Below are 19,956 nucleotides of genomic sequence, written 5' to 3'. Positions count from 1 at the left end.
TCGCCCGGCCTGGAGAGCCGCTCCGACCTGCGAATACTTTCTTCCGCTCGCCCGGCGCAGCACGTTCCTGTTGCTGTTGTCAAGCCCCGAGATATGCCCTGACCTGCGAAAACGCCATTCAGAAGACGCCGTTTCCGTGTTACCCTGGATAGCCACGGAAGGGGTACCTGTCACATGACGTTCAAGGTTGGCGACACCGTGGTCTATCCCCATCACGGGGCCGCGCTGATCGAGGCTATCGAAACTCGCCAGATCAAAGGCGTGGACAAGACCTACTTGGTGCTGAAGGTCGCCCAGGGCGACCTGACGGTACGTGTGCCAGCGGACAATGCGGAGTTCGTCGGCGTGCGTGATGTGGTCGGTCAGGACGGGCTGGACCGGGTCTTCGAGGTGCTGCGTGCGCCGTACGCCGAGGAGCCCACGAACTGGTCGCGTCGTTACAAGGCAAACCTGGAAAAGCTCGCCTCCGGCGACGTCATCAAGGTCGCGGAAGTCGTACGCGATCTGTGGCGCCGCGAGCGCGAGCGCGGACTCTCCGCCGGTGAGAAGCGCATGCTCGCCAAGGCCCGCCAGATCCTGGTGAGCGAGCTGGCTCTCGCGGAGAACACCAACGAGGACAAGGCGGAGGCCCTGCTCGACGAGGTGCTCGCCTCCTGACCTGAGGCGAGGCGCAGACCGTCACCCACTCGGTTCAGCGCACTGAAATGCCGTGGTGCCCGATGACATCTCTGCTGTCGCCGGGCGCTGCGGCATGTTCGTACCCGGATTCGGTTTCCCGCGTCCGGACGCCCGGAAGCCGATGATCCTCGTACGCTCATCCCGGGAGGCTTTCCCCGGGTCCTGGCGTGCCGGGCCCGGGCTGCTGGCTCGACCAGGGTCACGGAAGGGTCCGGTCAAGGCGTCGCGCCCGGCACGGTGAGGCCATACCCAACTAGGTCGAGCACACAAACCTGACAGGAACCGATGTCTGACGAATCGCGTCCCTCGCCCACCCGGCAGGCCCCCGACACCCGTGCGAACACACCGACCGCCGCCGTGATTCCGGCGGCCGGCCGGGGCGTACGGCTCGGTCCGGGCGCTCCGAAGGCCCTCCGCGCGCTGGGCGGCACGCCCATGCTCATCCACGCGGTCCGGGCGATGGCCGCCTCCCGCGGGGTCTCCCTCGTCGTGGTCGTCGCCCCGCCCGACGGCGCGGCCGAGGTCAAGAGCCTCCTCGACGCACACGCGCTGCCCGAGAGGACGGACTTCCTCGTGGTGCCCGGCGGCGAGTCCCGGCAGGAGTCCGTACGGCTCGGTCTGGACGCGCTGCCGCCCGAGTACGGGATCGTCCTCGTGCACGACGCGGCCCGGCCCCTGGTGCCGGTGGACACGGTGGACGCCGTGATCGACGCCGTACGGGAGGGCGCGCCCGCCGTGGTGCCGGCGGTGCCGCTCGCCGACACGGTCAAGCAGGTCGAGCCCGCCGAGGTGCCGGGCGAGCCGGAGCCGGTGGTGGCGACGCCGGAACGGGCACGGCTGCGGGCGGTGCAGACGCCGCAGGGGTTCGACCGGGGGACGCTGGTGCGGGCCCACGGGACGGTGACCGAGAACGTCACGGACGACGCGAGCATGGTCGAGCAGCTCGGGCTCGCGGTGGTGGTGGTGCCGGGGCACGAGGAGGCGTTCAAGGTGACGCGCCCTCTCGACATGGTGCTCGCGGAGGCGGTCCTGGCGCGACGGAGGATGAACGATGGGTTCTGAGGGTTCTGGCGGTCCTGAAGGTTCCGAGGGTTCCGAGACGGGCGGGTTGCCTTTGCTGCCGCAGGTCGGGATCGGTACGGACATTCACGCCTTCGAGGACGGGCGCGAGCTGTGGTGCGCCGGGCTCAAGTGGGAGGGCGAGGGTGCCGGGCTCGCCGGGCACTCCGACGCGGACGTCGTCGCCCACGCGGCGTGCAACGCGCTGTTCTCCGCTGCGGGGGTCGGGGACCTGGGGCAGCACTTCGGCACCGGGCGGCCGGAGTGGTCCGGGGCGTCGGGGGTGACGCTGCTGGCGGAGGCGGCGCGGATCGTGCGGGCGGCGGGGTTCCGGATCGGGAACGTGGCGGTGCAGGTGGTCGGGGAGCGGCCCAAGATCGGCAAGCGGCGGGACGAGGCGCAGAGGGTTCTTTCCGCGGCGGTGGGGGCGCCGGTGTCCGTGTCGGGGGCGACGACGGACGGGCTGGGGTTCCCCGGGCGGGGGGAGGGGCTGATGGCGGTGGCCACGGCGTTGGTTGTGCGGGTGGATTGATGCCGGACCGGGGGTGACCCGGGGGTGACCCGGGGGTGAGGGGTGCGCGGCGTACGGCGTACCGTGCGGGGCTCCGCCCCGCGCCCCGCCAGGGGCCCCGCCCCTGGACCCCGGCCTATGCCCACCCACCACCCGACTCGGTCGGGCAAGAGGCGGGACCCCCTCCGCGTTCCGACTCGGTCGGGCGAGAGGCCCGCATTCGTCCGCGCTCGGGCTCGGTCCGGCAACAACGCGGGCCGTGTGCCCGTGGCAGTGCTCGGCGCCTATTACCCTGGACCTCGTGACTATTCGGCTGTACGACACCAGCACCCGGCAGATTCGTGACTTCGCCCCCCTCGTACCGGGCTGTGTCTCGATCTACCTGTGTGGTGCCACCGTGCAGGCCGCCCCGCACATCGGGCACGTCCGGTCGGGGCTGAACTTCGACATCATGCGCCGCTGGTTCGCGTACCGCGGCTACGACGTCACGTTCATCCGCAATGTCACCGACATCGACGACAAGATCATCAGGAAGGCGGCCGAGCAGAACCGCCCCTGGTGGTCCATCGGGTACGAGAACGAGCGGGCGTTCAACGATGCCTACGACGCCCTCGGCTGCCTGCCGCCGACGTACGAGCCGCGCGCCACGGGCCACATCACCGAGATGGTCGAGATGATGCGCGGGCTCGTCGAGCGCGGGCACGCCTACGAGGCCGAGGGCAACGTCTACTTCGACGTACGGTCCCTGCCGGGCTACCTGTCGCTGTCCAACCAGGACCTCGACGACCTGCGCCAGCCCTCCGGGGAAGGCGAGACCGGCAAGCGGGACCCGCGCGACTTCGCCATGTGGAAGGCGGCCAAGCCCGGAGAGCCGAGCTGGGAGACGCCGTGGGGGCGGGGGCGGCCGGGGTGGCACCTGGAGTGCTCCGCGATGGCGCACAAGTACCTGGGGACCGAGTTCGACATCCACGGGGGCGGGATCGACCTGATCTTCCCGCACCACGAGAACGAGATCGCCCAGGCCAAGGGCTTCGGCGACGCGTTCGCCCGGTACTGGGTGCACAACGCCTGGGTCACCATGAGCGGCGAGAAGATGTCGAAGTCGCTCGGCAACAGCGTGCTCGTCGGCGAGATGGTCAAGCACTGGCGGCCGGTCGTGCTGCGGTACTACCTCGGTACCCCGCACTACCGCTCCACCATCGAGTACAGCGAGGAGTCCCTGCGCGAGGCCGAGTCCGCGTACGCGCGGATCGAGGGCTTCGTGCAGCGCGTCACCGAGCTGGCCGGACGGAGTGTCGAGCCCGCCGCCGAGGTGCCGCCCGCCTTCGCCGAGGCGATGGACGACGACCTGGGCGTGCCGCAGGCCCTCGCGGTCGTGCACACCACCGTCCGGCAGGGCAACAGCGCGCTGGCCGCCGACGACAAGGACGCCGCGGTCGCCCGCCTCGCCGAGGTGCGGGCCATGCTCGGGGTGCTCGGGCTCGACCCGCTGGCCCCGCACTGGGCCGGGGAGCAGGAGCAGGGCGAGGATCTGCGGCACGTCGTCGACAGCCTCGTACGCCTTGTCCTCGACCAGCGGGAGTCCGCGCGGGCCCGCAAGGACTGGGCCACCGCCGACGCCATCCGCGACCGGCTCGGGCAGTCCGGTCTGGTCATCGAGGACAGCCCGCAGGGGCCCCGCTGGAGCCTCGGCTCCCGCTGACCCGGCCCGGCGTCGAAGACCGGTTCCGCAGGCCGGTTCCGCAGGCCGGTTCCGTAGATCGATTGTGCCGCCCGGCCCTCCGGGCGGCACACTGCATAAGACGTACGCAACCAGACGCACGCACCACGCACACCCCGAGAGACGCAGAGAAGCGGAGACAGGTAACTCATGGCCGCGAACAACCGCCGCATGTCCGGCAAGAAGGGCGCGCAGGTCGGCAGCGGCGGCAAGCGACGCCGGGGCCTGGAAGGCAAGGGGCCGACGCCCCCCGCCGAGATGCGCAAGGGGCACGCCAAGCAGCGCGCCGCCAACGCGAAGGAGCGCCGTGCCACGGGCGGCCGCCCGCAGCAGCGGCGCGGCGGTGGCCGGTCGACGTCCGAGCTGGTCGTCGGCCGCAACCCCGTCTACGAGGCGCTGCGCGAGGGCGTGCCCGCCTCCACGCTCTACGTCCAGCAGTTCATCGACAACGACGAGCGGGTCCGCGAGGCCCTCCAGCTCGCCGCCGAGCGCGGTGGGATCAACCTCATGGAGGCCCCCCGCCCCGAGCTGGACCGGATGACCAACGGGCTGAACCACCAGGGCCTCGTGCTCCAGGTCCCGCCGTACGAGTACGCGCACCCCGAGGACCTGGTCGCCGCCGCCCACGACGAGGGCGCGGACCCGCTTATCGTCGCCCTCGACGGCGTGACCGACCCGCGCAACCTCGGTGCCGTCGTCCGCTCCGTCTCCGCCTTCGGCGGCCACGGCGTCGTCGTGCCCGAGCGGCGCGCGGCCGGCATGACGGCGGGCGCGTGGAAGACGTCCGCCGGTACCGCCGCGCGTACGCCGGTGGCGCGCGCCACCAACCTCACCCGGGCGCTGGAGTCGTACCAGAAGGCCGGCATCACGGTCGTCGGCCTGGCCGCCGACGGCGAGGCCGAACTCGGCGACCTGGACGCCCTCGACGGTCCCGTGGTCATCGTCGTCGGCAGCGAGGGCAAGGGCCTGTCCCGGCTCGTCGGCGAGACCTGTGACCACCGGGTCCGTATCCCGATGCCGGGCGGTGCGGAGTCCCTCAACGCCGGTGTGGCGGCGGGGATCGTGCTCTACGAGGCGGCGCGTCGGCGGGTGTGAGGGCGAAGGGGGAACGGGTGTGCGACTCGGTCCCCCACACGGGGTGTTCCGGGCGGTCCGGACCCGCTTGACGCTGTCCGGACAGTTCCGGGCGGTCAAGGCAGTGTCCTAACGACACATCACTCGGTTAGATGAGTGTGGACACCAGAACACCCCGCACACCCACGGGGGACCGCTCGTCGGGATACGACGACGCTCCCGCGCTGAGCATGGTGAAGGTGCCGAGCGATCCGGCCCAGGTCATCGTCAACCACGCGAGTTTCCGCGTGCAGTTCGGTGCCTCCGCGCGGCGGACCCAGTCCCCGCGGATCGAACGGCACCTGAGCGCCACCCAGGACACCGCCCGGATGCCCGCCGCCCCGGCCGCCGGCCGCCGCCGCGCCGTCGTGTGGAGCGGGCGGTCCGACCCGGACGACACCGGCGCGCACCGGCTGCTCCAGGCGGTGCGGGCGGGAGTCGGCCGCCACGCCGAGGACCCGGGCGCCGACCTCTCCGCCGACGCCGGGGCCACGCAGGTCATCCCCCGCGTCGACCTCGACGGCGGCCCCCTGGACTACGACGACGGCCCCGCCACCCAGACGCTCGAGACGCCGCTCGTCGGCGCCCAGCGCGGTCCCGTCCCCGACGGCACCCGGCTGCTGCCCGCCATGCGCACCGTCGGCAGCGCCTACGACGAACCCGGCTACGGTCAACCCGCCTACGGCACCGAAGACTTCGGGTCCGGTACGGACGGCCACGACGGCTACGCGGGCCACGACGGTTACGGCGACGAACCGGACCCGGGCGGGCCGCGCAGCAGGCGCCGCTCCGACGACACCGCGCGGCACGCCTACTTCCCGGGCCGCCGCATGAACCTCGGCGTCGTGCTGCTGCCGCTGCGCGTCTTCCTCGGCTTCATCTCCGTCTACGCCGGCATGGGCAAGCTCTGCGACCCCGTCTACTTCGACGGCGGCGAACGCGGCTCCATGGTCAAGTGGCTCAACACCCTGCACCCCTGGGACGTAGCCGAACCGCTGCGTCAGTTCGCCCTCGCCCACCCCGTCGGCGCCGGACTCGTCATCGCCTTCCTCCAGGTCCTCGTGGGCGTCCTGACCGTGCTGGGCTGCTGGCAGCGCGTGGCCGCCGTCATCGGCGCCGGCCTGTCCGCCGCGCTGCTGGTCACCGTCAGTTGGAAGAGCGTCCCGGTCTACGACGCGCCCGACATCATCTACCTCGCCGCCTGGTCCCCGCTGATCATCGCCGGCGCCCCCGTCTACTCCGTGGACGGCAGACTCGCGGGCGGGGCCTGGCGCCGGCTCGGCCCCCGCGCCGACATCTGGGACCTGCGCCGCTACGTCCTGCGCCGCGGCGCGCTCGTCACTTTCCTCGTCGCCGGTGTGACTCTCCTGATCGGCTCCGTCCTCGGCGGTGCCGTCCGGGACGCCGACCGCGTGGTCGTGCCCGGACCCGGCGAGTCCCCGCGCAACGAACTGCCCGGCTCCCCGCTCCCGCAGGACCCCGGCACCAGCAAGCCGAAGACCTCGTCCCCGGAGGCCTCCGCCTCCCCCACCCAGGGCGCCACCAGCGGCGCGGCCACCCCGTCCAAGGACGCCGCGACCACCCCGGGGGCGACCCGCGACAGCGGCACCGTCACCGGCGGCGGTACGCCCAGCCAGACCCAGGGCACCACGGGCCAGGCCCCGCCCCGGCAGTCCTCCCCGGCCGACAGGGCGCCGAGCACCACGGCGGGACCGACCGCGGGCGGCACGACGTCCGGCGGCGGCGGAGGAGGAGGCTCCACCGGCGGCTCCACCGGGAGCGGTGACGGCGACGGCTCCTCCTCCACCGGAGAGCCCGGCGGCCGTCTCGTCGGCGGTCTCCTGGGGTAGCCCGACGTGCCCGCGCCCCGCTCCCGGCGCCCCGCTCCCGGTGGCAACCGGGCGCGGGGCGCGCGCCGTTGGCGCGTCTGTGCTCCGCCGCGTACGTCGGGAAGCCTCGCCTGCCGACGTGTACCGGCACTCCAGCACCGGTCTTCGGCTGGACTTTCCCGGGCTGAGCCGGGCACATGGCAGCCAGCCCGGAGTCCGTTATGGCCCACGTTATGGCCCATGCGGTCCAGAACTTGTATTGTGCTGGTATGCCTCGACCTCGTGAGTTCGATGAAACCCGTGTGCTTCTCGCCGTCCGTGACGAGTTCTGGGACAAGGGCTACGCGGCGACATCGATGGACGACCTCCTGCGCGTGAGCGGGCTCGGTAAAGGCAGCCTCTACGGGGCGTTCGGGGACAAGCGCAGCCTGTTCCTGCGGGTGCTGCGCGACTACGACGACGCGAACCTGCTGGTGCTGCGCGAGCGTCTGGATTCCGCGGCGCGGGGGATCGACATGGTGCGCGAGTTCGTACTCGGCCTGGCCGGCGATCCGACCGGGACGGCCGCGCGTCGGGGTTGCCTGCTGGCCAACAGCAACGCGGAGCTTGCCGCCAGCACTCCGGACGTCGCGGCCGAGGCCCGCCGCAGCTACGACGCGATCGCCACCGTCCTCACCGAGGCGCTGGAGCGCGCCCAGCGCGAAGGCGACCTCGACCCCGACCTCGACCCTTCTGAGACCGCCCGCGCGGCCCTCGTGGCGCAACTGGGCCTCATGGCTCTCGGGCGCACCGGCATGGACGTCGGAGCGCTCGCCGGGACAGCCCAGTCCGCCCTGGCGCGGTTGCTGCCCGCTCCGGCGCGGTAGCGGCAACGCACCGGCCGACCCGTACCGCCATGGCCTGCGACCGGCGGCTCCGAACCCCGGGGCGCGCCGTGAAGACCCGACGCCAAGCAATCTTGACTGTACGGTCCATATCGGGGAGAGTTGTGGACGCAACGGTCCACAACTTGAAGGAGGGCGGCATGGCCGTCTTGGAAGACAAGGTCGCCGTGGTCACCGGGGCCAGCAGCGGCATCGGGTTCGCGACCGCGCGCGCATTCCGCGACGAGGGCGCCACGGTGTTCGTCACCGGCCGCCGCAAGGACGCGCTGGACGCCGCGGTCGCCGAGCTCGGTCCCGGCGTGACCGGCGTGGTCTGCGATGCTTCGGTGCCCTCGGAACTCGATGCGTTCTACAACACCGTGCGCGACCGGGCCGGACGCATCGACGTGCTGGTCGCCAACGCCGGCGTCGGCACCGCGGCGCCGTTCGGCGAGGTGACGGAAGATCTGATCGACTCGCTGTTCGCCACCAACGTCAAGGGAACGATCTTCACGCTCCAGCAGGCACTGCCGCTGCTCAGCACAGGCGCTTCGGTAATCCTGACGGGTTCGACCGCTGCGACCCGGCCCAGCCTGGGACTTGAGATCTACGCGGCGTCGAAGGCCGCGATCCGCACGCTCGCCCGCGGCTGGGCTCTCAGCGCCCGCACACACGGCTTCCGGGTCAACGTCGTGTCCCCGGGCAGTACGCGCACCCCTGGTCTGCTTGAGCTGGTCCCACCCGAGATACTCAAGCAGGCCGAAGGCGACATTCCCCTCGGCCGGCTTGCCGAGCCCGAGGAGATCGCCGCCCTGACGACGTTCCTCGCCTCGGACGCGTCGAGCTATGTCAACGGTGCCGAGTTCTTCGCCGACGGTGGATACGCGCAGGCATGAGCCCTCTCGCAGGCGCCGATTAGGCGTTGTCCCGACAACCGCCGCCCCCACCCCTCGCCCCCACCCCCCGTACCGGCTCGTCCGCATCGGGTACGGCAGGTGCCTCGTGGTGCCGACCATCCGGGGCGAGTGGGCCGTCGCCCACGGGCCGGGCCCCTCAGCGGGCGGCCAGGGCCGCCAGTTCGCGGGCCGCCTCGGTCAGGTCCTTCGCGGTGTCGATCGCGCGCCAGTAGGAGCCCTGCGGGATCGGGAAGCCGGACAGCCGGCGCTCGCGGGCCAGCCTCGGGAACGTGGTCCGCTCGTGGTCGCCGCGCTCCGGGAGCATCGCGGCGAAGGTGGACGAGAAGACGTACACACCGGCGTTGATCTCGAAGGTGGACGGCGGTGCCTCGATGAAGTCGGTGATGTGACCGAAGCCGTCCGTCTGCACAGCGCCCCACGGCAGGCGGGGGCGGGCGAGGGCGAGGGTCGCGACGGCGTCCCGCTCGGCGTGGAAGTCGGCCATGTCGCGCAGCGAGAAACGGGTCCAGATGTCGCCGTTGGTGGCGTACCAGGGCCGGTCCGGGTGCGGCAGGTGCGCGGCGGCGTACTTGAGGCCGCCGCCGCGGCCCAGCGGCTCGGGCTCCACGACGGTGGTGACGGAGAGCGGCAGGTCGGCGCTCTCCAGCCACTTCTGCAGCACCTCGGCCAGATGACCGCAGGACACCACGACGTCCGTCACGCCCTCCTCGGCGAGCCAGGTGAGCTGATGGCCGATGATCGGAGTCCCCGTGCCCGGGATCTCGACCATCGGCTTGGGCCGGTCGTCGGTGTAGGGGCGCAGCCGGGAACCCTGCCCACCGGCCAGGACGACGGCTTGAACGGGGCGGCGGGACGCGGCGTTCGGATCGGTCATGCCCGAACTGTACGCGGCGCCCCACCGGCCGCCGGAGGGTCCTTAGCTGTGCGCCGCCAGGACGCCCGAGGCGAAGGCGGTGTCGCAGACAGGGCGGGCGTACGACTGGGCGCGCGTCGGGCCGTACACCTTCACCGCGGCGCGGCCGAGGGCGCGGGCGATGGTGGCGCAGTGGTCGGCCAGCGACGGACGCTCGTTCACGGCCTGCTGGAGGTGGGTCAGGGCGACGCCCGGGTCCTCCTCCTGGAGCTCGGTCAGCAGCCGGTCGCGCAGCACCTCGTGCGGCGCGCGGGCGGCGGCCCGGGACGAGGCCTTGGACGAGGAGGCTTCCGACGCGGCGAGCACCGAGTCCGAGGGATCCCCGGACCAGTTGACCCGGGTGACCGCGAGGGTCCCGGAGAGCACCAGGACGACGGGCAGGACGAAGGCGAGAGAGCGGCCGATCCGGCGGGCGGGGCCCCGGCCGCGTCGCGTCTGTCGGGCGGTGGAGTGCTTCACGGAATGCTTCACGCGAGTGAGGGTAGCGCCCGGTAATGATTTGGCGACATTTAGTCACCCTATCGGGGGATGAAGGGCGGCTCGGAACGGGATAGGGCGTTGACGAACGCTGGTCGAAAAGTCCGGTGTGCCGGGGTATTTGTCGACAACGGGTCGACGGCGAGGCGACGAGGTGACGACGAAAGGAGCCCCGCGGCAGGCCGCGGGGCTCTTTTTCGTCAACGCGGGTGAAATCACCCGGTCGCGTGGTTTCTCGGCGCGGGGTTTCCCGCGCCCACCGGCTCTCAGTCGGTGAGACGCTCGCCCGTGGAGGACGAGAACACGTGCGCCTCGCCCGGACGCGGCACGACGTGGACGGTCGCGCCCTTCTCCGGCACCGCGCGGCTGCTGACGCGGACCACGAGGTCCTTCGTCTCGCCGCCGACGTCGACCGTGCCGTAGATGTAGCCGTCCGCGCCGGTCTCCTCGACGACGTTCACCGAGACCGCGAGACCCGCCGGGGCGTCGTCGGCCTCCTTCGACAGGGTCTTGGACGCGCCGCCGTTCAGCTCCACCACGTCGAAGTGCTCGGGGCGGACACCGACGGTGACCGTACGGTCGCCCTTGTCGGAGGCGGCCTTGAGGGCGTCGCGGTTGACCGGGACGACGCTGTTGCCGAACTTCACGCCGCCGTCGGTGATCGGGACCTCGACCAGGTTCATGGCCGGGGAGCCGATGAAGCCGGCGACGAAGAGGTTCGCGGGCTTGTCGTACATGTTGCGCGGGGTGTCGACCTGCTGGAGCAGACCGTCCTTGAGGACCGCCACGCGGTCGCCCATCGTCATGGCCTCGACCTGGTCGTGGGTGACGTAGACGGTGGTGATGCCCAGGCGGCGCTGGAGCCCGGCGATCTGCGTACGGGTGGAGACACGGAGCTTGGCGTCCAGGTTGGACAGCGGCTCGTCCATGAGGAACACCTGCGGCTCACGCACGATCGCGCGGCCCATCGCGACCCGCTGGCGCTGACCGCCGGAGAGCGCCTTCGGCTTGCGGTCCAGGTACTCGCTGAGGTCGAGGATCTTCGCGGCCTCCTCGACCTTCTTCCGGATCTCCGCCTTGTTGACGCCCGCGATCTTGAGGGCGAAGCCCATGTTGTCGGCGACCGACATGTGCGGGTACAGCGCGTAGTTCTGGAACACCATGGCGATGTCCCGGTCCTTCGGCGGCAGGTGCGTGACGTCGCGGTCACCGATGCGGATGGCGCCGCCGTTCACGTCCTCGAGCCCCGCGAGCATGCGCAGCGAGGTGGACTTGCCACAACCGGACGGGCCGACCAGGACGAGGAACTCGCCGTCCTCGATGTCGATGTCGAGACCGTCGACGGCGGGCTTCGTGGAACCCGGGTATACGCGGGTCGCCTTGTCGAACGTAACAGTGGCCATGGTGATGGGCCCCCTTCTACCGGCAGGAACGTGCCGGACGATCCGTTGTAGGAAGGTGGTGGTGTAGTCCACACGAGTGAAGCTGGGCAGGACGGTACCCGGCGTTCACCTGGTCTGTCAGTACCTGTGGGGGTGTGAACTTCGCCGAAATTTTCGAATCCCGTCGTTCACCGGCTCTGTGTAGAGTGGAGCGGCCTGCGCGCGCGCCGCCGCGCGTGTGCCTCCTTAGCTCAGATGGCCAGAGCAACGCACTTGTAATGCGTAGGTCGTCGGTTCGAATCCGACAGGGGGCTCCAGCTCCGGCACGGACACCGCCCCCGCGATCTTGGATCGTGGGGGCGGTGGCGGTTCTTCGCGTTTTCGCGGCTACTTGCCTTCCGGCAGGGGTTCCGCCTCGCACGTCGCGCCGGGGCGCGGGAGCTCTCCGTTCAGCAGGTACGCGTTGACGGCGTTCTGGACGCAGGGGTTGCCGCTGTCGTAGGCGCCGTGGCCCTCGCCCTCGTAGGTCAGCTCCACGCCCACCTTCTTGCCGAGCCGCTCCGCCATGCGGGCCGCGCCCTCGTACGGGGTGGCGGGGTCGCCGGTGTTGCCGACGAGGAGGACCGGGGGTGCGCCGGGGGCGCTGACCTCGGGGTGTTCGGCCGCCCCCGGTACGGGCCAGCCGTCGCAGGACAGGGCGCTCCAGGCCAGGCCGGGGCCGAAGAGGGGGGAGGCCTCGAGGAAGTCCGGCAGGCGGGAGAGGACGTCCGCGACGGTGTAGCGGTTGCTGGAGTCGTCGCAGGTGATGGCTCTGAAGGCGTCGTCCTCGTTGCTTTCGTCCGGGTCGGTGTCGTCGGGGTCCGTGTCGTCGGGGTCCGTGTCGCCCCCGGCACCCTGCTGGCCCAGTGCCTCGGCGAGGTCCTGGAGGATGTCGCCGTCGTCGTCGGCCGCCGCCTCCAGGGCGACACGGAGCGCGGGCCAGTAGTCCTGCCGGTAGAGCGAACCGCTGATGGCGTCGATGAGTTCGTCGCCGTCGAGTTCGCCCCCGTCCGAGGCGGGGAGCGGGGTGTCGTCGAGGGCGGCCTCGAGGGCGACGGTGGCGTCCACGATCGCCTCGGCGTCGGAGCCGAGGGTGCAGCCCTGTTCGGCGCACCAGGTGGCGAAGTGCTCGAAGGCGAGCTGGAATCCGGCGGCCTGCGTGAGGGCTTCCTGCATCATGTCGTGGGTGGGGTCGACGACGCCGTCGAGTACGGCGCGGCCGACGTTCTCCGGGAAGAGGTGGGCGTACACGCCGCCGAGTTCGGTGCCGTACGAGATCCCGAAGTAGTGGAGTTTCTCGTCGCCGAGGACCTGTCGCATCAGGTCCATGTCCTGGGCGGCCTGGGTGGTGCCGACGTGGGGGAGGACGTCGCCGGAGTTCTTCTTGCAGGCGGCGGCTGTTTCCCGGTTGAACTCGACGAGTGCGTTGGTCTCGTCGCCGCCGTCGTCGGGTGTCGCGTCCACCTCCTCCTCGTCGGGGAGGCCGGCGTCCAGGCAGCGCACGCCGCTGCTGTTGCCGACGCCGCGCGGGTCGAAGCTCACGAGGTCGTACCGGGTGCGGAGCTTCTCGTAGTCGGGGGCGAGGCCGGGCAGAGTGGTGACTCCGGAGCCGCCGGGGCCGCCGAAGTTGAAGAGCAGCGAGCCGATCCGGTCGTCCGGGTCGCCGCTGGTGCGGGCCCGGATGAGTTCGATGCCGATCGAGTCGCCGGAGGGATTCTTCCAGTCCAGCGGGGCTCGCAGGGTGCTGCACTGCCACCGGGTGCCGTCGGGCAGTGCTCCGGGGGCCTGACCGCCGCCCTGGACGGGGGTGGGGGCGGGGCAGTCCTTCCAGTCCAGGGACTGGCCGCGGAACTCGTTCATCGCTTGTTCGTCGGTCGCCGTGCCGCTGTCCCCGCGCCGCTCGCCGTCCTGTGCCGCCGGCGCGCAGGCCGTCAGGGAGGAGGCGAGCAGGGTGGCCGTGGACAGCAGGACGACGCTGGATATCGCGCGTGCTGAGGGCATGGCCACAGCCTCCGGCCGCCCGGCCCCGGACGCACGGTGTGGCGTCCATTCGGGGGCCGCGCGGCCGGGCGGTCGGGCGGTCGCCTTCTCGTTCAGTCGGCTTCTCGGGCGGTCGGCTACTTGGGCGGTCGGCTACTTGGGCGGTCGGCTTCGGGGGGCAGGAGCAGACCTGAACGGATGGCGTTGACGCCGGTCTGGAAGCGGCTGGTGGCCTGGAGCTCGTCCATGAGTTCGGCGATGTGCCGACGCGTGGTACGCAGGGACATGCCAATCCGGCGTGCGACGACTTCGTCCTTGTGTCCTTCGGCCATGATGCGGACGATCGCCGCCTTGATCTCGTCGCCGGTGTGGTCGGTCTGCCCAGTGGCCGACGGGTACGGGGTGGCTCTGGCCCAGTGCTGGTCGAAGATGCGGGTGAGGAGAGCGAGGACGGTGGGTTCGCGCACGACGACGCAGGAGCTGTCCCCGGGGAGAAAGGCGATCTCGCCGTCGTAGACGGTGAATTGGTCGGCGATCTCGGTGGTGGTCCGTATGTGCGCGCCGACGTCGGTCAGTTCGTCCGCGAGTGACGAGGTGGGTGTGTCGGTACGGACGGTGTGCTGGTAGAGGGTGCGCACGCGGACGCCGCGACCGAGCAGTCCGAGGGCCGTGCGGCGGGCCTCGGCGAGCTGGGCGGGGAGTGGAGGACCGCCGGGCTGCATGGTGAGTACCTCGGATTTGCAGCGGTCGGTGATTTCTTCGATCATGAGCTGCGCGGTGCCGGTGTCGAGGACGACGTCGACGGCGTCGCACTGACTGCGCGCGCGGCGGCCCTCGAGGTAGCAGGGCAGGAGGGACAGCAGACGCGCGCGTGCTTCGGTGACGCTTTCCTGGAGTTCGTGGATCTGTCTTTCGGTCGACCCGACCAGTGCCACCACCGCGGCGTCGGGGCTCACGGGGACCAGCGTGCCGTCTTCGGCCATCGGATGCAGCAGACACAGTGAGCGCAGTACCCGCTCCACGCGTGCGACCTCGTCCGTGGTGAGGTGCAGTCGCGCCAGTACTTCCCTGCGCTGAAAGCGGCCGGCCCGCACGGCGTGCTGGTAGGCGGCGCTCGCCACCTCGTCCAACTCCGCCAACTCCGCCAGGTCCGGTCCGCCGTCGAGACTGAAGGACATTCGGTGGCTCTTCCCTTCGCTGCTCTCGTCACGGATACGTGACTTTAAGAGATGAACCGTGCGGTGCGCTTCGGGCGGGTGATCCGCGGGTGATCTGCGGGTGGCGTAGGGGTGTTGGCAGGTACACCATCCTTCGGGGCTTGGAGCCAGTGACCACGACCGCGATTGCGGGCACAGTTGATCCGGTAGACAGACGTGGGCACCGACAGCGGGCACCGACAACGGGGCACCGACAACGGGGCATCGACAACGGGAGACGACATGAGCGTTCGGGCCGGATTGACGGCTTCAGCAAGAGGCCTGGGCCTGGCCCTGATGTCGATGGTGTTCTCGCTGGTGTTGTTCTGCCTCTCGGTGGTGTCGGTCGCGCTGGTGATCGTGGGTATCGGTGTCTTCACCACCCCCTGGGTGACCGCCGCCGCGCGGGCGAATGCCAATGCCCGCCGGCGGCTGGCCGGAGAGTGGAGCGGCGTGCGCATCGCTGTGCCCTACCGGCCGGAGCCGCAGTGGCAGGGCGGGATCGTGGGCCGGGTCCAGCGCTGCCAGTGGGTGCTGAAGGACCCGGCGACCTGGCGTGACCTGCTGTGGATGATCGTCGACCCGATCGCGGGCTTCGTTCTCGCCATGTTCGCCGTCGCGCTCGTCCTCTACGGGGCGTGGGGCTTCGTCCTGGCGGCCGGGGTGTGGCGTCCCATGCGGGATGTCGGCTACTGGTACGCGTTCATTCCGGTCGACGACCAGCTCACCGCGGTGGCGGCGGCCGCCCTGGGCGCGGTGTTCATCGCCCTGGGGCTGCGCTACAACCCGGAGATCCTGCACGTGCACGGTCGGCTCGCCCACGTGTTCCTGGCGCCCGACCACGAGCGCGAGCTCCAGCTCCGTATCGAGCACCTCAAGGAGACCCGGGCCGACGCGGTCGATGTCTCGGCGGCCGAACTGCGGCGGATCGAGCGCGACTTGCACGACGGGGCGCAGGCCCGGCTGGTGGCGATGGGCATGAGCCTGGGCACCATCGAGCATCTCGTACGCACCGATCCCGACCAGGCGACCCGGCTGCTGGCCGAGACCCGCAAGTCCTCCGCCGAGGCCCTGGACGAACTGCGTCAGCTTGTCCGGGGCATTCACCCGCCCGTCCTGGCCGAGCGGGGCCTGGGCGACGCGGTCCGTGCGCTCGCGCTGCGCGGCACGATCAAGACCGAGGTCGGCGTGGAGGCCATCGGGCGGATGGCCGCACCCGTCGAGGCGGCCGCGTACTTCTCGGTGTCGGAGATGCTGACCAACGTCGCCAAGCACGCCGAGGCCGAGCGCGTCTGGATCGACATGCGCCACGAGGAGGGGATGCTGCGGATCACGGTGACCGACGACGGCAGGGGCGGCGCGGATCCGTCACGGGGTACCGGCCTGGCCGGCATCGAGCGCAGGCTCGGCGCGTTCGACGGGATCCTCGCCGTCAACAGCCCGCTCGGCGGCCCCACCACTGCCACCATCGAGCTGCCCTGCGACGTCCTCTCGCAGGATGTCCACTCGTCCTGAACGCCGCCTGATCACCGCCTGATCACCGCCTGATCACCGCTTGATCACCGCCTGACCGCCGCACGCGTCGACGCCGGCAGATCACCGATCTGTCGGCGTCGGTGTCGACGCCTGCGCCTGCGCCTGCGCCGGGTCCGCGGCTCCGCGGCTCGCCGTCGGCCGGCTCCGTGGCCGCCGCTGCCGCCTCGGTTAGGGGTGGCCCGCGTGCCGTAGGGGGTGCTGCCGCTGCCGGGACGTACGCGTCCGGGTCCCGCCGGGCCGCGGTCCTGCTCGTCGTGTCCTCCACCGCATTCCCGGTGCGCCGATTCCCGGGCCCGTACCGACCCCTGACGGGGTGCGGTAAGGGCCGCTAAGGGGCTTGTAGGGGGAGCGGGCGCGATTGCTTTGCTCATACCGTGGCCGAGCCTGCTTCCGCAGGGAGCCCTCTGCACGGAAGTGGTCGGCGCAACACCAAAGACGCCGTGGCTTTGGGCAGCGGTGACATTCCTGTCGACGATGAGGAGCAAGCATGCGCTTCGGTCTGATATATCTCCTGCAAAATCCTCGCCCGTGGACCGAGGACGGCGAGGAGAGGGTACTGAACGAGGCTCTCGACCAGGTCGAACTCGCCGACCGACTGGGATTCGACACGGTCTGGGCGTCCGAACACCACTTCCTGGACGAGTACTCCCATTCTTCGGCACCGGAGGTCTTCCTCGCCGCCGCGGCCGCGCGTACCACCAACATCCGGCTGGCCCACGGAATCGTCACCCTGCCGCCGGCGGTGAATCATCCCGCGCGCATCGCCGAGCGCATCGCCATGCTCGATCTGGTCTCCGGCGGGCGCGTGGAGTTCGGTTCCGGGCAGGGCAGCACCCAGCACGAACTCGGCGCCTTCGGTGTCGACCGGGCCACCAAGCGCGAGCAGTGGCGCGAGGCGATAGGCGTGATCACCCGCATGTTCACCGAGGTGCCTTTCACCGGCCACCAAGGCGAGTGGGTCGACATGCCCCCGCGGAACGTGCTGCCCAAGCCCAAGCAGAAGCCGCACCCCCCGCTGTGGGTGGCCTGCAGTTCGCCCGAGACCGTGGAAACCGCCGCCCGTAACGGCGTGGGAGCCCTGTCCTTCGCGTTCATGACGCCGGAAGAGGCCAAGGAGCGGGTCGCGACCTACTACCGGACCATCGAGTCGGACGACTGCGTACCGGTGGGCAAGGCGGTCAACGCCAACTTCGCCGTCGCGCTGCCCTTCCTCTGTCACGCCAATGAGGAGACCGCGTACGAACGGGCCATGGGAGGCGTCGACTTCTACGTCAATTCCTTCATGCACTTCTACGTGCAGGGCGGCCACCGCCCCGGCACCAGCGACCTGAAGACGGAGTTCGCCAAGCAGCCGCCGGTCCCGCCGGAGAACGCGGCACGCATGGACACCGTGGTGCGCCGCGGCATCGGCACCCCCCAGAAGCTCGCCGAGATGATCCGCGTGCAGGAGGAGGCCGGCGTCGACGAGATCATTTTCCAGGTGCAGCTCGGTGCCAACAAGCACGAGCACATCTGCGAATCCCTCGAGCTCTTCGCCCGCGAGGTCATGCCGGAGTTCGCCGAGCGGCGCGAGTCCCGCGAACTGGCCAAGCAGGATCGTCTGGCCCTGCCGGTCAAGAAGGCCATGGAACGGGTCGAGAGCCCTGTCGTGGACGTGTCCGACTACGTGATCCGCAGCGACATGGAGGAATTCCAGCGCCCGCAGCCCTCGACCGAGAGCTGAACCGCCACCCACCGGCGCGCTTTTCCCGACTGGTGCGCGAGCCCGGTCGAGCCGCCCCGGCGCAAATGCCCCTCACGCCTCTTGCGCCGGGGCTCCGCACTTTTTCCGTGAATGGAATCGAGAGGAATTCCGTCATGTATGCGTTCGAAGAGTCGGACAAGATCGACGCCGAACTGGACGCGGTCTGGCAGACGGTGTCCGACGTACCGTCCTGGGCCACCTGGGACCCGCACGTCCTTCAGTGCGGCTTCGAGGGGCCGTTCGAGCCGGGCAGCGGCGGCTGGACCATTTCCCGCGTCGTGTCCCGTCAGCGCGGCTACTTCAAGGTTCTCCAGGTCGAGGAGGGGCGCTCCTACACGACGGAGTCCCCGATGCCCGGCGGCAAGATGCTGATCATCAACAACTACCGCCCGGACGAGCCGGGCCGGGTCGCGGTGAGCCGCCGGGTCGAGGTCCACGGGCCGTTCACCCCCGTGTTCCGGCTGTTCTGGGCCAAGGCATTCCAGGGCGACACCCGTATCACCTTCAAAGCGCTGGAGCAGGAAGCCCGGCGCCGTACCGCAGAGGCGGGCAGTGCGCGATGAGTGAAGCAGTGGTGATAGGCGGCGGGTTGGCGGGACTGCTCGCCGCGCGAGTGCTCTCGCGGCACGCCGACAGAGTGACCGTCATCGAGGGGGACACCTACCCCGACGGGCCCCAGCAGCGCAAAGGCCTGCCGCAGGGCCGGCAGAACCACATGCTGATGGCCGGTGGTGCCGAGGCACTCGACCAGTTGCTGCCCGGCACCGTCGCCCGGCTGACGGCGGCCGGCGCCCACACCCTCAGGATGGGCCAGGACATGCTGACCCGCTCCTCCGAGGGCTGGTTCCGCACCTTCGAGGACGAGTCGTACACCGTCGCCTGCAGCCGGCCGCTCATCGACCACGTCGTCCGCAGCCAGGTACTCGGCACCGCGAACATCACCTTCCTGGAGTCCACCAAGGCGGTCGGACTGACGGGTGACGCCAACAAGGTCACCGGGGTCTGCGTCGAGCGGGCCGACCGCTCGGAAGGGGTCGTCAGCGGCGACTTGGTCGTCGACGCCTCCGGCAACCGTTCCAAGGCGTCCGAATGGCTCGCCGGCATGGGCCTGCCCACGGTGAAGGAAGAGTTCGTGGACGCCGGCCTCACCTACGCCGGCCGGGAGTTCGAGGCCCCCGCCGAGGCCGCCAAGGATTTCCCCGGCGTCCTCATCCAGGCCGTCCCCGGCACCGGACGCCCCGGCAAGGGCGCGGCGTTCATGCCACAGGAGGACGGCCGCTGGATCGTCTCCCTCATCGGCACCCAGGGCGGCCAGCCGCCCACCGCCGAAGAGGGATTCATGGACTTCGCCCGCGACGTGGGCGACCCCGTCGTCGCCGACATCATCAGCACGGCCCGCCCGTTGACCCCGGTCCGCGGCTCCCGCGGTCTCGCCAACCGCCGCCGTCACTATCACAAGCTGCCGGTACCCGACGGCTTCCTGGCCCTCGGCGACGCCGTCATGGTGCTCAGCCCCAACTACGCCACCGGCATGTCGATGGCCGCCTTCGGGGCCCTGGCGCTGCGCACTCGGCTCAAGACACACGGCCTGGAGCCGGGACTGTCCCGCAAGGTGCAGGACGACGTCGCCAAGGCCGGTGAGGGTCCCTGGACGATGGCCAGCACCACCGACCTGTTCTTCCCCGGCGTCAAGACCAACATCACCGTCCGGGGTGCGGCCATGCAGCAGAGCATGGGCGCCCGCTACTCCAGGACCGCGGCGGCCAACGAGGACGTGCTGCGCGCCGTGTACGAGGTCAGCACCCTGCGCAGTCCGCAGAGCCGGATGATGTCGCTGCCGCTGCTGGCGGCCGTACTGCGCGGTCCCGGCAAGCCCCCGCTGACCCCGGGGCAGGCGAAGGCCCAGTTCCCGCAGATCGGCGAGCTGTTCGCGAGCGGCGTGAAGCCGGACCTCTCTGACGCGGGCCTCTGACCGCCCGACACCGCTGACCGTCCGACA

Annotated in this window: 17 protein-coding genes and 1 tRNA gene; 13 read left to right on the top strand and 5 right to left on the bottom strand. The window is 70.8% G+C overall.

Annotated features, from left to right (window positions below; genetic code table 11):
* The first annotated feature begins 174 nt into the window (after positions 1–174).
* The 8 genes from KUM40_RS19155 (at position 175) to KUM40_RS19120 (ending at position 8,669) form a co-directional block, all read left to right on the top strand.
* Positions 175–657 (top strand): CarD family transcriptional regulator, encoded by a 483-nt coding sequence (locus KUM40_RS19155; protein ID WP_003953493.1) that lies wholly within the window; start codon positions 175–177, stop codon positions 655–657.
* A 306-nt stretch (positions 658–963) separates the two neighbouring features.
* The gene (gene ispD, locus KUM40_RS19150; protein ID WP_217167217.1) at positions 964–1,740 is read left to right on the top strand and encodes a 2-C-methyl-D-erythritol 4-phosphate cytidylyltransferase; all 777 of its coding nucleotides are present in this window, start codon (positions 964–966) and stop codon (positions 1,738–1,740) included.
* On the top strand, positions 1,730–2,269 hold the full coding sequence (ispF, locus tag KUM40_RS19145) for a 2-C-methyl-D-erythritol 2,4-cyclodiphosphate synthase (RefSeq protein WP_217167216.1): 540 nt from the start codon (positions 1,730–1,732) through the stop codon (positions 2,267–2,269). Before ispD ends, ispF begins: the two co-directional genes overlap by 11 nt.
* A gap of 280 nt (positions 2,270–2,549) precedes the next feature.
* Positions 2,550–3,950, top strand: coding sequence for a cysteine--tRNA ligase (gene cysS, locus KUM40_RS19140; RefSeq protein ID WP_217167215.1), 1,401 nt, complete (start codon positions 2,550–2,552; stop codon positions 3,948–3,950).
* A gap of 168 nt (positions 3,951–4,118) precedes the next feature.
* Complete coding sequence (gene rlmB, locus KUM40_RS19135; RefSeq protein WP_217167214.1) at positions 4,119–5,063, top strand: 23S rRNA (guanosine(2251)-2'-O)-methyltransferase RlmB; 945 nt, start codon at positions 4,119–4,121, stop codon at positions 5,061–5,063.
* 131 nt (positions 5,064–5,194) lie between these two features.
* Complete coding sequence (locus tag KUM40_RS19130; protein ID WP_217167213.1) at positions 5,195–6,931, top strand: DoxX family membrane protein; 1,737 nt, start codon at positions 5,195–5,197, stop codon at positions 6,929–6,931.
* A gap of 248 nt (positions 6,932–7,179) precedes the next feature.
* A complete protein-coding gene (locus KUM40_RS19125; RefSeq protein ID WP_217167212.1) occupies positions 7,180–7,776 on the top strand; it encodes a TetR/AcrR family transcriptional regulator in 597 nt (198 codons plus the stop codon).
* Positions 7,777–7,934: 158 nt separating this feature from the next.
* The gene (locus KUM40_RS19120; protein WP_217167300.1) at positions 7,935–8,669 is read left to right on the top strand and encodes an SDR family NAD(P)-dependent oxidoreductase; all 735 of its coding nucleotides are present in this window, start codon (positions 7,935–7,937) and stop codon (positions 8,667–8,669) included.
* A gap of 157 nt (positions 8,670–8,826) precedes the next feature.
* Here the strand turns inward: KUM40_RS19120 and KUM40_RS19115 are convergent, their stop codons facing one another.
* The 3 genes from KUM40_RS19115 to msiK form a co-directional block, all read right to left on the bottom strand.
* Positions 8,827–9,564: a nucleotidyltransferase family protein gene (locus KUM40_RS19115; RefSeq protein WP_217167211.1), complete on the bottom strand. Its 738-nt coding sequence runs from the start codon at positions 9,562–9,564 to the stop codon at positions 8,827–8,829.
* 42 nt (positions 9,565–9,606) lie between these two features.
* Entirely contained in the window at positions 9,607–10,062 is a 456-nt protein-coding gene (locus KUM40_RS19110; protein WP_217167299.1) for a hypothetical protein, read from the bottom strand.
* 284 nt (positions 10,063–10,346) lie between these two features.
* Positions 10,347–11,483: a diacetylchitobiose ABC transporter ATP-binding protein MsiK gene (gene msiK, locus KUM40_RS19105; RefSeq protein WP_217167210.1), complete on the bottom strand. Its 1,137-nt coding sequence runs from the start codon at positions 11,481–11,483 to the stop codon at positions 10,347–10,349.
* Between the two features lie 219 nt (positions 11,484–11,702).
* Here msiK and KUM40_RS19100 point away from each other — a divergent pair.
* Positions 11,703–11,779 (top strand) — tRNA-Thr (locus tag KUM40_RS19100).
* A 70-nt stretch (positions 11,780–11,849) separates the two neighbouring features.
* Here KUM40_RS19100 and KUM40_RS19095 read toward each other — a convergent pair.
* Positions 11,850–13,502 (bottom strand): alpha/beta hydrolase, encoded by a 1,653-nt coding sequence (locus KUM40_RS19095; protein WP_217167209.1) that lies wholly within the window; start codon positions 13,500–13,502, stop codon positions 11,850–11,852.
* Positions 13,503–13,618: 116 nt separating this feature from the next.
* Positions 13,619–14,659 (bottom strand): hypothetical protein, encoded by a 1,041-nt coding sequence (locus KUM40_RS19090; protein ID WP_217167208.1) that lies wholly within the window; start codon positions 14,657–14,659, stop codon positions 13,619–13,621.
* Between the two features lie 261 nt (positions 14,660–14,920).
* Here KUM40_RS19090 and KUM40_RS19085 point away from each other — a divergent pair, with 261 nt between their 5' ends.
* The 4 genes from KUM40_RS19085 to KUM40_RS19070 all read left to right on the top strand — a co-directional run bounded on the left by KUM40_RS19085 (position 14,921) and on the right by KUM40_RS19070 (position 19,929).
* Positions 14,921–16,192, top strand: coding sequence for a sensor domain-containing protein (locus KUM40_RS19085; RefSeq protein WP_217167207.1), 1,272 nt, complete (start codon positions 14,921–14,923; stop codon positions 16,190–16,192).
* Positions 16,193–16,700: 508 nt separating this feature from the next.
* The gene (locus KUM40_RS19080) at positions 16,701–17,936 is read left to right on the top strand and encodes an LLM class flavin-dependent oxidoreductase (RefSeq protein WP_217167206.1); all 1,236 of its coding nucleotides are present in this window, start codon (positions 16,701–16,703) and stop codon (positions 17,934–17,936) included.
* Between the two features lie 134 nt (positions 17,937–18,070).
* A complete protein-coding gene (locus tag KUM40_RS19075; protein WP_217167205.1) occupies positions 18,071–18,520 on the top strand; it encodes an SRPBCC family protein in 450 nt (149 codons plus the stop codon).
* Complete coding sequence (locus KUM40_RS19070; protein WP_217167204.1) at positions 18,517–19,929, top strand: NAD(P)/FAD-dependent oxidoreductase; 1,413 nt, start codon at positions 18,517–18,519, stop codon at positions 19,927–19,929. Before KUM40_RS19075 ends, KUM40_RS19070 begins: the two co-directional genes overlap by 4 nt.
* The last annotated feature ends 27 nt before the right edge of the window (positions 19,930–19,956 follow it).

Origin of the sequence: Streptomyces sp. AC512_CC834 (assembly GCF_019049325.1) — a bacterium.
In the GTDB taxonomy this organism is placed as follows: Bacteria; Actinomycetota; Actinomycetes; order Streptomycetales; family Streptomycetaceae; genus Streptomyces.
The sequence above is the reverse complement of the archived record's forward strand: the minus strand, read 5'-3'. Positions and strand labels throughout refer to the sequence as shown.

What these genes read in the sequence shown, in the direction of transcription:
- KUM40_RS19155 (WP_003953493.1), top strand. Translation starts at nt 175, where the DNA reads ATGACGTTCAAGGTTGGCGACACCGTGGTCTATCCCCATCACGGGGCC.
- ispD (WP_217167217.1), top strand. Translation starts at nt 964, where the DNA reads ATGTCTGACGAATCGCGTCCCTCGCCCACCCGGCAGGCCCCCGACACC.
- ispF (WP_217167216.1), top strand. Translation starts at nt 1,730, where the DNA reads ATGGGTTCTGAGGGTTCTGGCGGTCCTGAAGGTTCCGAGGGTTCCGAG.
- rlmB (WP_217167214.1), top strand. Translation starts at nt 4,119, where the DNA reads ATGGCCGCGAACAACCGCCGCATGTCCGGCAAGAAGGGCGCGCAGGTC.
- KUM40_RS19130 (WP_217167213.1), top strand. Translation starts at nt 5,195, where the DNA reads ATGAGTGTGGACACCAGAACACCCCGCACACCCACGGGGGACCGCTCG.
- KUM40_RS19125 (WP_217167212.1), top strand. Translation starts at nt 7,180, where the DNA reads ATGCCTCGACCTCGTGAGTTCGATGAAACCCGTGTGCTTCTCGCCGTC.
- KUM40_RS19120 (WP_217167300.1), top strand. Translation starts at nt 7,935, where the DNA reads ATGGCCGTCTTGGAAGACAAGGTCGCCGTGGTCACCGGGGCCAGCAGC.
- KUM40_RS19115 (WP_217167211.1), bottom strand. Translation starts at nt 9,564, where the DNA reads ATGACCGATCCGAACGCCGCGTCCCGCCGCCCCGTTCAAGCCGTCGTC.
- msiK (WP_217167210.1), bottom strand. Translation starts at nt 11,483, where the DNA reads ATGGCCACTGTTACGTTCGACAAGGCGACCCGCGTATACCCGGGTTCC.
- KUM40_RS19095 (WP_217167209.1), bottom strand. Translation starts at nt 13,502, where the DNA reads ATGCCCTCAGCACGCGCGATATCCAGCGTCGTCCTGCTGTCCACGGCC.
- KUM40_RS19090 (WP_217167208.1), bottom strand. Translation starts at nt 14,659, where the DNA reads ATGTCCTTCAGTCTCGACGGCGGACCGGACCTGGCGGAGTTGGCGGAG.
- KUM40_RS19085 (WP_217167207.1), top strand. Translation starts at nt 14,921, where the DNA reads ATGAGCGTTCGGGCCGGATTGACGGCTTCAGCAAGAGGCCTGGGCCTG.
- KUM40_RS19080 (WP_217167206.1), top strand. Translation starts at nt 16,701, where the DNA reads ATGCGCTTCGGTCTGATATATCTCCTGCAAAATCCTCGCCCGTGGACC.
- KUM40_RS19075 (WP_217167205.1), top strand. Translation starts at nt 18,071, where the DNA reads ATGTATGCGTTCGAAGAGTCGGACAAGATCGACGCCGAACTGGACGCG.
- KUM40_RS19070 (WP_217167204.1), top strand. Translation starts at nt 18,517, where the DNA reads ATGAGTGAAGCAGTGGTGATAGGCGGCGGGTTGGCGGGACTGCTCGCC.